Below are 11,969 nucleotides of genomic sequence, written 5' to 3'. Positions count from 1 at the left end.
GGTTTAATCTTGAGGTGTTAAATCAATATAGGTTTTAAGTTCCACAGTTTGAGATGTACGTCTATGTAATTTTATAGGATAATACACATAGTAGAATAAAATGATAACTAAAGAGCTTCCAATAATCAAAATAGCTAACCAATCTGGCATTTCTGTATGTCTAGTAACAAAACCTTCTAGGAAGCCAGCAATTATAAAAAATGGAATGGTACTCATTAGTATTTTAAGTCCGTTTATTACTCCACGTTTAAATGCTTCTAGTCGAGGTAAGGTACCAGTAAATAGTAAACCGTTACCCATTACTACCCCTGCGCAACCGGCAACAATGATTACAGAGATTTCAATAGTACCATGAATCCAAATGGTTCTTGCAGATTCCCATAATAAGTCTTGTTGGTAAAAAAAATACTGAAAGCTTCCTAGCATAATGGCATTACGCATCATAAAATAGAGACTGCCAATACCAAATAAAATACCGTAGCCAAAGGCAAATAGTGCGACTTTAATGTTATTGATTGTAATACCCAAGAACATATTAAATTCACCTTGCTCTTTGTACACTGCCATAGGATCCCCCTTTTCTATGTTTTTCAAGGTCATATTTACATAACCATCACTCAGACCAAAGGCTCTTACAAAGTCACCATCACCAGCTGTTGAATAAGCTCCGACAAAGGTGAAAAACGCAAACACTAAAAATGTAATTAGAAGTTCACGGTGATGTTGACGAAACATCAACGGGAATTCAGTTGTAAAAAACGAAATAAGCCTGTTCTTAGGTTCCTTTTTTGTCTTGTAAATATTTTGATGGGCCTGTGATGCTAGTTGATTGAGATACCGTTCTGTATTACTGTTTTTGTAGAACGTTTTAGCGTAGCTTAAATGGTCTGTTACCTCTATGTATAAGTCGGAAAGTAAATCAGGATCTATATGGGTTTTATTTTTGAGAATGCTTTCAAATTCTAACCATTTATCTTTATTTTGCTTTACAAAAGCGGCCTCTCGCATATACTAAACCTTTAGTCTACCAAAGAAAAGAAAATATGGATGAATTTCAAATAGAAACTGCCCAAAATGTAGGAATAAACCAAAATGTGGCAGGTATTGGTGATCGTCTTTTGGCCTATCTTATTGATACCATAATTATTTTTCTCTATGCTTTGGGAAGTATCCTATTATTAGGTGCGTTAGATCTAGATATGGGTGATGCTTGGGCCATTTATTTATTAGTTAATCTGCCCGCTTTTTTATACTATGTGTTACTTGAAACTTTTTGGGATGGAAAGACCGTTGGTAAAAGCATTATGAAAACCAGAGTGGTTAAATTGGATGGTTCTAAACCAAGTTTTGCCAATTATTTTGTGAGATGGATTATACGTGTTATCGATGTGGTTATGACCTTTGGAGGAGCGGCAACATTAACCATTCTTATTAAGGGAAATGGGCAACGCATTGGCGATATTGCTGCTGGGACCACAGTGATTAGTGAGCAACAGACCGTAAGTATTAAGGATACCATACTAAAGGAGATTCCGCTGGATTATGTACCGACTTACAGCCAAGTGACCGTATTGAATGATAAGGATATTCAGATGGTAAAAAACTTATATGATGAGGCTGTCCGAAAAGGAAATCATAACATCATTGTTAACTTACATTACCGTCTTATTAAAGTTATGGCTGTTGAACCTAAAGAAAAGCCCATTGATTTTGTTTCGAAGGTGATCAAAGACTATAATTACTATACTCAAAACATGTAATGTTTTTTCAAACCCTTGACATATTAGGAACTATTGCCTTTGCTATTTCTGGAGTTCTGGTTGCCATGAATAAGCGAATGGATCCCTTCGGTGTTTTAATAATTGCGTTTGTAACAGCTGTTGGTGGCGGTACACTTAGAGATGTCATGGTTGGGGTAGAACCAGTATCATGGATGCAAAATATGACCTTTGTTTATGTGATTATTGGTTCGGCTGTTTTTGCTGTCGTCTTCAGAAATTTTTTAAAGCATCTCAGACGTTCGCTGTTTTTATTTGATACTATTGGTATAGGTCTCTATACGGTTGTTGGAATAGAAACGGGCTTGGTAGCCAATTTACATCCTATAATTTGTATTGCCTTAGGTACTATGACCGCCTGTTTTGGTGGTGTGCTTCGTGATATTTTATGTAATGAAATACCGGTTATTTTTAGAAAAGAAGTTTACGCAACTGCTTGTATAATTGGTGGTCTCACATATTTTATTTTACGACGCTTCTTAGAGGACCAAAACTACTTGTTTATTGTAGCAGGACTCGTAGTCATAATTATAAGGTTACTTGCTGTTCGATTTAAAATTAGCTTACCTAGTTTATATAGAACTGACGGTCAAACTAAAGACAACTAGATCATTCAAGTTTGGCTTTAAAATCTACTTAACCACAGTTATAAGTTCGCTGTCAAAATACGTTGCCTCACCTTCATAAACTTAAGAGTCTTGGTTGTATTGACTTTTACAGGAATCTATTTTAGATTTTTTTTTGTCCAAATTAAAAAAGAGAATTCGTTCTGTCCAACATTTTCTTCAATGCCATAAGAATGTTTTGAGTCCAGATAAGGGCTTATGGCACCATCTTTTTCGGGACCTTTACCAGTAATGCACATACTCTAATTGTTTATTTCAATACCCGTTTGGCTACTCCACTATTACCTATAATAGACTGATGCACCCCATTAATAATAGTTCTTCATAGTATATAATTTAAATGTGGTTTGGCTTTGTGGTGTTATTCCATTAAGGTTGCAAAAACAAAAAGCGGTAAGTTTTAATTATTTTATAATTTCTACTTTTCTAATGTATACATTATTAATAGGCCAGTCACCATCATCAGTATTAACGGCATTGATTTTATCTACAATGTCCATGCCTTTAATGACCTCTCCAAACACGGTATAGCTGCCATCTAAATGCTTAGCTTTTTCTTTATTAACTACAATGAAAAACTGGAATGGTGACGCTAGTTTATAGGCGTTTTCAATTTCACTACTGGGCATAGAAATAGCACCGCGTTTGTGCGAATAACCACGTTTAGTATCTGGTGGTAAAAGATATCTGCCGATTTTTCTTCGTTTTTTATAGAGGTCTATACCGTCACTGCTGCCACCTTGTATTATAAAATTCTTAACCACCCTGTAAAACTGTGTCCCATCGAAGTATTGTCTTTTGGTTAGGTAGATAAAGTTAGAGCGATGAAATTTTGTTTTGTCGTAAAGTAAAATATCAATATCACCAAAATCAGTTTTAATTCGGACTTTATTTTCCTTATGAACCTTGTCATATTCTAAGAAGAACTCCATGGCATTATCATCTGAAAGTACTGGGAATTTTAGGTTTTCCTTAGATTTTGATTTTGGATTACCAGTTGGCTGAGTTATCGAATCTTTTGATGTGGATGGATCTGTTTGTTTTGGAGTTTGCTTATCTTCACAGTTCCATAAAAATAAAGCGATACATACAACCAGTCGAATTTTCATAAATGCAGTTTAATACGTTTTTAGAATCGGTAGTAAAAATAAAACATCTCAATCTTTTTGGTGAGGAATCTCACGCTAAAATGTCACCTCCTTATCGGCTAGAACTGGCAGTAAAGATGAAAGAGAAAGTCAAGACAGCTAAAACAGCTGCTGTGTTAGCACTTTTTTATCCGAGTGAAACAAACGAAACCTATTTAGTGCTTATTCTACGAAAAACGTATAAAGGAGTACATTCAGCTCAAGTTGGATTTCCTGGTGGAAAATATGAAGATGAGGATAATGATCTTATGCTAACGGCACTCAGAGAAACTGAAGAAGAAGTGGGTGTTAATAGAACTATGGTTAATGTTATTAAAACCATTTCACCCTTATATATACCACCGAGTAATTTCATAGTGCACCCGTATATGGCTGTTTCAGAATATAAATTGAAATTTAAGAAGCAGGATGAGGAAGTCGAAGAAATTATAGAGGTTAAATTACAAGATTTTTTAAATGAGGCTAATAGGATTACTACAAAAGTATCGACTTCGTACAATGTAAAAGTTGAAGTTCCTGCATTTAAATTAAACGGACATATCGTTTGGGGAGCAACAGCTATGATGCTTGGTGAAATAAAAGACTTGTTAAAACAAGTTTTGTAGCTTATCAGAATTGTTACATTTGTAGAATTAATTAATGACTATGGGTTTATTTAAAACCAATCCATTTGGACATATACTTTGGGTTAAGAAATGGCTAATTAGAATTTTAGGACTTTTAACGCACAGGCGGTTTAGAGGCTTTAATGAATTGCAAATTGAAGGTTCAGACATTATTAAAAACCTTCCAGATACAAATGTGTTATTCATTTCAAATCACCAAACTTATTTTGCAGATGTAATTGCCATGTTCCACGTATTTAATGCCAGTTTAAGCGGACGATTGGATAATATAAAAAATGTCGGATATCTGTGGAATCCTAAGCTTAACTTGTATTATGTAGCAGCTAAGGAAACCATGAAATCAGGATTAATTCCAAAGATTTTTGCTTATACAGGTTCTATAAGTATAGAGCGTACTTGGCGTTCAAAGGGCCAAGATGTGAATCGACAGGTGAAGATGAGTGACATAACCAACATTAAAAAGGCCCTTGACGATGGATGGGTGGTTACATTTCCGCAAGGCACAACAACCCCTTTTAAACCTATCAGAAAAGGAACAGCGCATATTATTAAGCAATACAAACCTTTAGTCGTTCCTATTGTAATAGACGGATTTAGACGCTCTTTTGATAAAAAAGGTCTACGTATTAAAAAGAAAAATATTTACCAATCTTTTGAAATAAAACAACCTTTGGAAATAGATTACGACAATGAATCCATTGCAGATATTGTTGAAAAAATCGAATATGCCATAGAGCAGCACCCTTCATTTTTAAAGGTAATTCCACAAGAGGTATTAGAAGAGAAAGAACGCTTAAATAAAGAGCTTAGAGATTGGTAAAATTAGACCTCTAGCTTTTTGAGCTCATCGTAATTTCTATTAAGACGTTTTAATAAAATTCCATAGATTAGTCTGTAAAATAGCCAGATAAGCAATAAGAAAATTCCCGTTATTAATACTACCATAGCCACTAATACCGCCATTTGTGCAGAATCGAATCCAGCTACTTGGTCATGAAACTCTATGTTTTGATTGAATTCAAAATAGAACGAAAGAGGTATAGAGATAAAAATCATAATAAGGTTATACAACACATAGTATTTAATAACCTTGCGTGTCTTTAAAATACTTTCCATTAACTTTTTTGCATTGTCAGTAGATGAAATAGATTTATGAGATTTATAAAGTAAATAAACAAATAAGAGTACAATCAGAAAACCAAAAATCGTTAACCCTGTAAAAAGTGGATTTTCGTAACTTGTTTCTAAACGAGCTCTCATTTTATCAGAGAAGAAGTAAGGTACATAACTTATTAAAATCCAAAACACCAACTCGGCAATACTGATGTAAAATAAAGTCTTTACAATTGATGAGGACTTTTTGTGAATCATTGGATACAATTCTGTATCTGAATAACTTTTATAATCCGATTTGTGCTTATTCCAATCCTTCTTTAATAATTCTAATTCATCCATACCATTACGGATTTAGTATTGTTTTAAGTTTCTTTTTAACTCGATTCATTTTTACCCTTGCATTGACTTCTGTGATACCTAAGGTTTCACTTATCTCACGATAATCTTTATCCTCTAAATACAAGAATACTAAGGCCTTTTCAATATCATTTAATTGATGAACAGCTTTATAAAGTAATTTGAGTTGCTGCTCTTCAGTATCATCATATTCTTCCGCCTTAATTTTAAACTCAAGGGCATCAAACTCTTGAGTATAAATTCTCCGTTTCGATTTTCTGTAAAGTGTTATAGCGGTGTTTAATCCCACACGATACATCCAAGTACTGAACTTTGAATCTCCTCTAAATTTTGGGTAGGCTTTCCAAAGTTGTATAGTAATCTCTTGAAACAGATCGTTATGCGCATCAGTATTGTTAGTGTATAATCGACACACCTTATGTACAATGTTTTGATGCTTTTGCAACAGTTCAACAAAACTATGTTCGAGTTCTTTGTTCAATTGATGAATTTGGTTAGTTACCTATTGGTAGTTATTCCTTACTATTTGTTACAGATAATTTTAATATTCCTATAACAATTAAGTATTGCGCTAAAGCATATGTTGTCATTATCAATATATTAGCTAAAGGAATAGCCTCGTAAAATTTATTCAGTGCAAGGATGCTGTCAGAAATCATGAAAAATATAGCGCCAATGAACACAAAATTATAACTGTATTTATTAACAATGCCTTTTCTTACAAATGCGCTAGTAGCCATGGCTAAAATAACTATCATATAAATCATTACTGGGATTAACATTTCCTCTAAACCTGATTTTAGAACATAAAATAATCCTGCTGCATATATTAATAGGAGCAAAATAAAACCAATAGGCTTAATAGCCCGATTTCTATGCTTTGTAAATACAATAATGTATATGAAATGTGCGAGTAAAAACGCTATAAGACCAACTGTAAAAAAATGAGGAGAGAGATCAACAAACATTAACAGTACGTCCCCAAGTAATGAAAAGGCTAAGGCGCCTAAGGTTAATTTCTTTAGTTGATTATCTAAGCTTATCGACTCTTTCACAAACAAAACCATTAAACTAGCAACAATGGCTGGTTTTGCAATATAATGTGCATTGGTCAATGATTCAGTACTACTGGTCAAGAGTTCAAATAGTACAATTATAAAAAACAGAATACTAAATTGTTTTTCTATGTTGGTTAGTTTCATCTGAACAATTTACTTCAAATAAATCAATTCGTCATTGAAATTTTACAATTCGGTAAGATTCAATTTATCCTGAAGGGAAAAACTTGGAAGTTTGTGCCATAATCAAAAAACGAACAATTAATCATCAATCAAAAAATGAACAAATTAATTACACTTTTAAGCTTATTTCTAATCAATTTAAGCTTTGCTCAGACCACTATTTCAGGAAAGGTTATTGATACTAAAGGCATACCCATTTCAGGAGCCAACGTTTATTTAGATGGTACCTATGATGGTGCTACAAGTTTAGAAGATGGGAGCTTTGTATTTACAACCGAAGAAGAGGGTACACAAGCTCTTGTAATTTCATTCCTGTCTTTTGAAACAAAAACTATTATGGACGATGTAAGTAAATTGTCTAATCTTCAAATTAAGCTACGTGAAGATGTAGAATCCTTGGATGCAGTAATTTTAAGTGCAGGAACTTTTGAGGCCAATGATAATAGTAAGGTCTCAGTGCTAAAAGCCTTGGATGTTGTTACTACAGCTAGTGCCTTAGGTGATTTTGTTGGTGCTTTACAGACCTTACCAGGTACATCTACAAATGCAGAAGATGGAAGACTGTTTGTTCGTGGTGGTGCTGCCGAGGAAACACAAATCTTCATAGATGGTATACGCGTATTTACTCCTTACACGCCAACGGCTAATAATATTCCTGCTAGAGGACGTTATTCACCATTTCTATTTGATGGTATTACCTTTTCAACAGGAGGGTATTCTTCGGAATTTGGCCAAGCCTTATCTAGTGTATTATTATTAAATACTATTGACGAACCTGATCAAGAGAAAACGGATATAGGTATCATGTCTGTTGGTGCCACTTTAGGTAATACCCAGAAATGGGATAAATCCTCGCTTAGCTTTAGTGCTTCATATGTGAATCTTGCCCCATATTTTGAAATTTTCAGTAACAGAAATAATTGGGATAGACCGTTTCAGGCTGCCCAAGGAGAAACGGTTTATAGACAACATCTAGAAAACGGTGTACTTAAATTTTATGCTGCTTTTGATATTACTGATTTAGCCCTTAACCAAGAAGATATCAATTTTGAAGATGGCGTAGACTTCAGTTTAAACAACGATAATGTTTATGTCAATACATCCTATAAAGGTGTTTTAAATAACAGCTGGACTTTACAAACTGGATTGAGCTATACTTATGCGAAAAATAAAGTAGGCATTATGACAAGTGATGTAACGAATGATGAGAATTCGGCTCATCTTAAGCTCAAGCTTAAAAAACGGTTTAATAGTAGATTTAAGTTAAGTTTTGGAGCAGAACAGTTTTTAACGGACTTTGATGAGAATTTTAAAGATGGTTCTGTAAATGTTACCTATGGTTATAATAACAACATAACCGCAGGTTTTGCAGAGGCCGATTTAGTTTTCTCTAAAGACTTAGCTCTAAAAGTTGGTGTAAGAGCAGATTACAGTTCTGTGTTTAGTGATTTGGATGTGGCACCAAGAGCTGCTTTAGCTTATAAGACCTCTAAAAATGGTCAAGTATCCTTAGCCTATGGTAATTTTTATCAGAATCCTAACCATAACATTCTCAAGTTTGAACAAAATTTAGAAGCTGAGAAAACGTCGCATTACATTCTAAACTACCAGTACGTTAATGATGGTAAAATATTTAGAGCAGAAGCCTATAGAAAGGTATATAACAATTTAGTCAAGTTTGATACTGAGTTTACTTCTTTTGATAGTAATTTCAATTCAAATGGAGATGGTTATGCACAAGGGCTAGATGTGTTCTGGAGAGACAATACGAGCATTAAAAATTTAGATTATTGGCTTAGTTATTCGTATTTAGATACGGAGCGTGATTATTTAAATTTTGAATCGGCTGCACAGCCAAATTTTGCTACAAACCACAACTTTTCTATTGTTGGTAAATATTGGATTGAAAGTCTAAAGAGTCAGCTCGGTGTTGATTATACCTTTTCTTCAGGAAGACCGTATAACGATCCTAATTCTAGTGCATTTTTAGCGGAAAAGGCTAAACCTTTTAATAGCATAAGTCTTAATTGGGCTTACCTAATTGATCAGCAAAAGATTTTATATTTCTCGGTAAATAATGTCCTAGGGTTCAGAAACATTAATGGGTATCAGTATGCTAATACTCCAGACCTTAATGGACAATTTAGTAGACGTGCATTACGACCTGCAACAGATCAATTCTTCTTTGTTGGATTCTTTTGGACCATAAGTGAAGATGGTAAAGATAACCAGCTTAATAACCTCTGATGTTTGTAAATCCTTGGTTATTAGGTAAATATAACTTTTATCATACTTTTTACGCATTCCGATGGGTAACTTTAAAGTATTAAATCATTTGTCATGGAACTCAAGAAAAACCCAAGAGCCAATGTAGGTCGAAACAACGCGATAGAGTCGTTGGTATCTCCTACAGCATTCCAATACATTTTAAACTACAGATTAACGAGATGGTTATTAGTTATATATTTTGATTGATAAAGAAAAACCCCTTGAAAGAGGGGTTTTTCGTTTATGCTTTAATGTCGTGCCTGATATTAAATCATGGAATCCATTGGTCTCGCTTTAAACTGTACCAATTGCATAGACAACCATCATAGGTAAATGTTCCAGATGGTTGTAGTCCAATTTTTTTAAGAATTAGGTTAGATACGAAGTGGTCATCTTCTGCCGCTCCACAAATTTCGTCGAGCTTTAAATCTTCAAAACCAAACTTTAAACTTGCTATAGCAGCTTCCGTTGCATAGCCATTTCCCCAATGCTGCTCTTTAAATCGGTAGCCTAAATCATAGTAATTAAATTCTGCTCTGACCTGTCTTTCATATTTAATTCCTGACCATCCTAAGAATTCATTTGTAGTTTTATTTACCACCGCTAAGCGACCAAGTCCAAATGTTTCATACTGATCTAGTATATCTTCTATCCAAGCTTTAGATTGATCTATACTTTTTACAGGATTATTCCCTAAATATTTATGCACATTAGGGTTAGAGTCCATTTCAAAAAAATCTTGAGTGTCGTCTAAGGTTACAGGTCTTAGGATAAGACGTTCAGTTTCTATTAAAATTTTCATTGCTAATATTTCATCAGATAAATAATAATTACTGTAATTGCAATATAGAATAGCTTTCCATATAATGTTAGTTCTTTGGCTTGTTTAATTTTAAGATAAAAGCCATATTCTTCAAATCGGTCTAATTCAGATTTGTTAAAGTCGTTGTGTTTTTTGTTTCTAGGACCGAAAAAAGAAAATGGAAGAAAGAAAAATGTTAATGATTCTGATGTGGTTAATGGTATTGTTTTTCGTTTTTCCTTATTTACTTCTTCTTGAGACATATTAAGTTTATTTCCACTTAATGTTACAACCCATACTAGGTTTCTGATTAGGATTTATAGTGTCTTGGCGCAAAAGCGCATCCATGGCTGCTCTTAAATCTTCACCTGTAACAGGAATATCATTTCCAGGTCGTGAACCATCTAGCTGACCTGCATAAACCAATTTTAAATCTTGATCAAATAAGAAAAAATCTGGCGTACATGCGGCATCATAGGCTTTAGCAACGTCTTGTGTTTCGTCATATAGATACGGAAAAGGGTAGAGGTTTTCTTTAGCATGAACTTTCATTTTATCTGGACCATCTTGAGGATAATTAACCACATCATTACTAGAAATGGCTATGCAATTAATTCCTTTTAGCGAATAATCATTGGCCAATTGTACAAGTTGTTGGTTAACATGAATTACAAAAGGGCAGTGGTTGCAAATAAACATTACCAGAGTTCCTTGAGCTCCTTTTAAATTATTGAGTGATTTTATTTGGTCATCTTTAGTGTCAATAAGGTTAAAATCTGGTGCTGAGGTGCCCAAGGGCAACATATTTGATGGTGTTAAAGCCATTAGTTTAGGAAGTTTTATATAATTTTAATGCATGGATAAGATAATAACATTTGAAGACTTTACAAAGGTAGATTTGCGTGTTGGTACCATCATTGGAGTCAACGATTTCCCTGAAGCGCGCAAGCCTGCGTATCAGCTAACTATTGATTTTGGTGACTTAGGTGTTAAAAAGTCTTCAGCACAAATTACGACACAATATCAAAAAGAAGATTTGTTAAATCGGCAGATTGTAGCTACCGTTAATTTTCCAAAAAAGCAAATCGCTCATTTTATGAGCGAATGCTTAGTAATGGGTGCCGTTAAGGCCAATGATGTCTTTCTCTTACATCCTGAAACCAAGGTTAAAAACGGGTCTCAGGTGTCTTGATCATAAGCTTTTCTACAGAAGCATAACCTCCTAATAAAGGATTTATAATGTTATGAATTGTGTTGTCGCAGCTGTTGTAATAATTTACCGTATTAAAATCCACCGTTTATAGCCGAAATGAAAACAATTGTCACAATTCCAACGATTGAATTCTATCATCATTTGCTGACCTTCATCTGTTTCAAAATAATTTATTGGATGACCATAAATTATACCATCTTCTACATAATGAAATCTTTCATCCTCAAAAATGATATAGGCACTATCTTGGAAGTTTACAATTGTATATGGGAATTGGCCTGACTCTGGTACAAAAAGGTATGTTTCATTATTATTAATTACGTTTAAAATAGAATTTTCTGTATCAAATATAAACTCAATAATTCCCGCTTCTAGATCATCTTGTGGGTACCATCCAGTACTGGCTTTTTTTAAATTCCATTCTCCATGTAATAATGGATCAGTAATTGGGTTATCTATTTCATCCCTACTGCAACTTATAAGTGCAACGGATAAAAATGTTACGACTAATAATAGTTTAGTTCTCATGATTGATTGTATTAGTATAAAAAACATTACAACAATTGTTGTCGCACTCTTAATTGGTTTATCTTAAAATGAATTATTCAACGCGTTCTAACCTAAGGATTTGATTATCCGTAGACGCTCCATTTAAGGTAATGGCTGTGTTAATTGTCATCTCAGAACCATCTTCAATTAATTCTGCACCATCTAAAAAAGCAACAGGATCTAATACGAGAAATATCTCACCATTTGATTGCCCAATTTGAGCAAATTCATAGTTGCCGCTTAAA

At 33.9% G+C, this 11,969-nt stretch carries 18 protein-coding genes; 7 read left to right on the top strand and 11 right to left on the bottom strand.

From position 1 onward, the window contains the following. Positions 1-3: 3 nt before the first annotated feature. Complete coding sequence (locus HRU49_RS07465; RefSeq protein WP_296355731.1) at positions 4-1,008, bottom strand: stage II sporulation protein M; 1,005 nt, start codon at positions 1,006-1,008, stop codon at positions 4-6. Between the two features lie 35 nt (positions 1,009-1,043). Here HRU49_RS07465 and HRU49_RS07460 point away from each other — a divergent pair, with 35 nt between their 5' ends. Further along, positions 1,044-1,760: an RDD family protein gene (locus tag HRU49_RS07460; protein ID WP_296355729.1), complete on the top strand. Its 717-nt coding sequence runs from the start codon at positions 1,044-1,046 to the stop codon at positions 1,758-1,760. Then, positions 1,760-2,386 carry a trimeric intracellular cation channel family protein gene (locus tag HRU49_RS07455; RefSeq protein ID WP_296355727.1) on the top strand — a complete coding sequence of 209 codons (627 nt, stop codon included), beginning with the start codon at positions 1,760-1,762 and terminating at the stop codon, positions 2,384-2,386. The genes HRU49_RS07460 and HRU49_RS07455 overlap by 1 nt, the downstream gene beginning before the upstream one ends. Before the next feature lie 116 nt (positions 2,387-2,502). On the opposite strand, the gene HRU49_RS07450 is transcribed toward HRU49_RS07455, so the two are convergent. Further along, the gene (locus tag HRU49_RS07450) at positions 2,503-2,643 is read right to left on the bottom strand and encodes a hypothetical protein (RefSeq protein ID WP_296355725.1); all 141 of its coding nucleotides are present in this window, start codon (positions 2,641-2,643) and stop codon (positions 2,503-2,505) included. 165 nt (positions 2,644-2,808) lie between these two features. Further along, a complete protein-coding gene (locus HRU49_RS07445) occupies positions 2,809-3,513 on the bottom strand; it encodes a peptidylprolyl isomerase (protein ID WP_296355723.1) in 705 nt (234 codons plus the stop codon). A 2-nt stretch (positions 3,514-3,515) separates the two neighbouring features. On the opposite strand from HRU49_RS07445, the gene HRU49_RS07440 reads away from it, so the two are divergent. Further along, a complete protein-coding gene (locus HRU49_RS07440) occupies positions 3,516-4,157 on the top strand; it encodes a CoA pyrophosphatase (RefSeq protein ID WP_296355722.1) in 642 nt (213 codons plus the stop codon). A 40-nt stretch (positions 4,158-4,197) separates the two neighbouring features. After that, positions 4,198-4,998: a lysophospholipid acyltransferase family protein gene (locus HRU49_RS07435; protein ID WP_296355720.1), complete on the top strand. Its 801-nt coding sequence runs from the start codon at positions 4,198-4,200 to the stop codon at positions 4,996-4,998. 2 nt (positions 4,999-5,000) lie between these two features. Here HRU49_RS07435 and HRU49_RS07430 read toward each other — a convergent pair whose 3' ends face one another. From HRU49_RS07430 to HRU49_RS07420, 3 genes are read right to left on the bottom strand one after another with little or no spacing between them, the layout of a single operon-like run. Further along, complete coding sequence (locus HRU49_RS07430; protein ID WP_296355718.1) at positions 5,001-5,633, bottom strand: hypothetical protein; 633 nt, start codon at positions 5,631-5,633, stop codon at positions 5,001-5,003. Between the two features lie 4 nt (positions 5,634-5,637). Continuing rightward, on the bottom strand, positions 5,638-6,132 hold the full coding sequence (locus tag HRU49_RS07425; protein ID WP_296355716.1) for a sigma-70 family RNA polymerase sigma factor: 495 nt from the start codon (positions 6,130-6,132) through the stop codon (positions 5,638-5,640). Positions 6,133-6,163: 31 nt separating this feature from the next. Continuing rightward, positions 6,164-6,853: a lysoplasmalogenase gene (locus HRU49_RS07420; protein ID WP_296355714.1), complete on the bottom strand. Its 690-nt coding sequence runs from the start codon at positions 6,851-6,853 to the stop codon at positions 6,164-6,166. Between the two features lie 135 nt (positions 6,854-6,988). Here HRU49_RS07420 and HRU49_RS07415 point away from each other — a divergent pair, with 135 nt between their 5' ends. Together HRU49_RS07415 and HRU49_RS07410 are read left to right on the top strand one after the other, a co-directional pair. Then, positions 6,989-9,139 carry a TonB-dependent receptor gene (locus tag HRU49_RS07415; protein WP_296355712.1) on the top strand — a complete coding sequence of 717 codons (2,151 nt, stop codon included), beginning with the start codon at positions 6,989-6,991 and terminating at the stop codon, positions 9,137-9,139. A gap of 93 nt (positions 9,140-9,232) precedes the next feature. Beyond that, entirely contained in the window at positions 9,233-9,367 is a 135-nt protein-coding gene (locus HRU49_RS07410; protein WP_296355710.1) for a hypothetical protein, read from the top strand. A 64-nt stretch (positions 9,368-9,431) separates the two neighbouring features. Here HRU49_RS07410 and HRU49_RS07405 read toward each other — a convergent pair whose 3' ends face one another. From HRU49_RS07405 to HRU49_RS07395, 3 genes are read right to left on the bottom strand one after another with little or no spacing between them, the layout of a single operon-like run. Then, a complete protein-coding gene (locus tag HRU49_RS07405) occupies positions 9,432-9,962 on the bottom strand; it encodes a GNAT family N-acetyltransferase (RefSeq protein WP_296355708.1) in 531 nt (176 codons plus the stop codon). 2 nt (positions 9,963-9,964) lie between these two features. Then, complete coding sequence (locus HRU49_RS07400; protein WP_296355706.1) at positions 9,965-10,225, bottom strand: hypothetical protein; 261 nt, start codon at positions 10,223-10,225, stop codon at positions 9,965-9,967. 7 nt (positions 10,226-10,232) lie between these two features. Beyond that, positions 10,233-10,787 (bottom strand): thioredoxin family protein, encoded by a 555-nt coding sequence (locus tag HRU49_RS07395; RefSeq protein ID WP_296355704.1) that lies wholly within the window; start codon positions 10,785-10,787, stop codon positions 10,233-10,235. 31 nt (positions 10,788-10,818) lie between these two features. On the opposite strand from HRU49_RS07395, the gene HRU49_RS07390 reads away from it, so the two are divergent. Beyond that, a complete protein-coding gene (locus HRU49_RS07390) occupies positions 10,819-11,154 on the top strand; it encodes a tRNA-binding protein (protein WP_296355703.1) in 336 nt (111 codons plus the stop codon). An 84-nt stretch (positions 11,155-11,238) separates the two neighbouring features. Here the strand turns inward: HRU49_RS07390 and HRU49_RS07385 are convergent, their stop codons facing one another. Together HRU49_RS07385 and HRU49_RS07380 are read right to left on the bottom strand one after the other, a co-directional pair. Further along, positions 11,239-11,703, bottom strand: a complete 465-nt coding sequence (locus tag HRU49_RS07385; protein WP_296355701.1) for a hypothetical protein — start codon at positions 11,701-11,703, stop codon at positions 11,239-11,241. Positions 11,704-11,776: 73 nt separating this feature from the next. Beyond that, positions 11,777-11,969: hypothetical protein (locus HRU49_RS07380; protein ID WP_296355699.1), on the bottom strand; the 193-nt coding region annotated here is incomplete at its 5' end.

It is taken from the genome of Winogradskyella sp., from assembly GCF_013213975.1.
GTDB lineage: Bacteria > Bacteroidota > Bacteroidia > Flavobacteriales > Flavobacteriaceae > Winogradskyella.
This window is presented reverse-complemented; position numbering and strand designations above follow the sequence as displayed.

Bases quoted from the DNA above. Each gene is read 5' to 3' on its own strand.
- HRU49_RS07400 (WP_296355706.1), bottom strand. From the start codon at position 10,225: ATGTCTCAAGAAGAAGTAAATAAGGAAAAACGAAAAACAATACCATTA.
- HRU49_RS07460 (WP_296355729.1), top strand. From the start codon at position 1,044: ATGGATGAATTTCAAATAGAAACTGCCCAAAATGTAGGAATAAACCAA.
- HRU49_RS07435 (WP_296355720.1), top strand. From the start codon at position 4,198: ATGGGTTTATTTAAAACCAATCCATTTGGACATATACTTTGGGTTAAG.
- HRU49_RS07465 (WP_296355731.1), bottom strand. From the start codon at position 1,008: ATGCGAGAGGCCGCTTTTGTAAAGCAAAATAAAGATAAATGGTTAGAA.
- HRU49_RS07390 (WP_296355703.1), top strand. From the start codon at position 10,819: ATGGATAAGATAATAACATTTGAAGACTTTACAAAGGTAGATTTGCGT.
- HRU49_RS07385 (WP_296355701.1), bottom strand. From the start codon at position 11,703: ATGAGAACTAAACTATTATTAGTCGTAACATTTTTATCCGTTGCACTT.
- HRU49_RS07450 (WP_296355725.1), bottom strand. From the start codon at position 2,643: ATGTGCATTACTGGTAAAGGTCCCGAAAAAGATGGTGCCATAAGCCCT.
- HRU49_RS07455 (WP_296355727.1), top strand. From the start codon at position 1,760: ATGTTTTTTCAAACCCTTGACATATTAGGAACTATTGCCTTTGCTATT.
- HRU49_RS07410 (WP_296355710.1), top strand. From the start codon at position 9,233: ATGGAACTCAAGAAAAACCCAAGAGCCAATGTAGGTCGAAACAACGCG.
- HRU49_RS07395 (WP_296355704.1), bottom strand. From the start codon at position 10,787: ATGGCTTTAACACCATCAAATATGTTGCCCTTGGGCACCTCAGCACCA.
- HRU49_RS07405 (WP_296355708.1), bottom strand. From the start codon at position 9,962: ATGAAAATTTTAATAGAAACTGAACGTCTTATCCTAAGACCTGTAACC.
- HRU49_RS07445 (WP_296355723.1), bottom strand. From the start codon at position 3,513: ATGAAAATTCGACTGGTTGTATGTATCGCTTTATTTTTATGGAACTGT.
- HRU49_RS07420 (WP_296355714.1), bottom strand. From the start codon at position 6,853: ATGAAACTAACCAACATAGAAAAACAATTTAGTATTCTGTTTTTTATA.
- HRU49_RS07415 (WP_296355712.1), top strand. From the start codon at position 6,989: ATGAACAAATTAATTACACTTTTAAGCTTATTTCTAATCAATTTAAGC.
- HRU49_RS07440 (WP_296355722.1), top strand. From the start codon at position 3,516: ATGCAGTTTAATACGTTTTTAGAATCGGTAGTAAAAATAAAACATCTC.
- HRU49_RS07430 (WP_296355718.1), bottom strand. From the start codon at position 5,633: ATGGATGAATTAGAATTATTAAAGAAGGATTGGAATAAGCACAAATCG.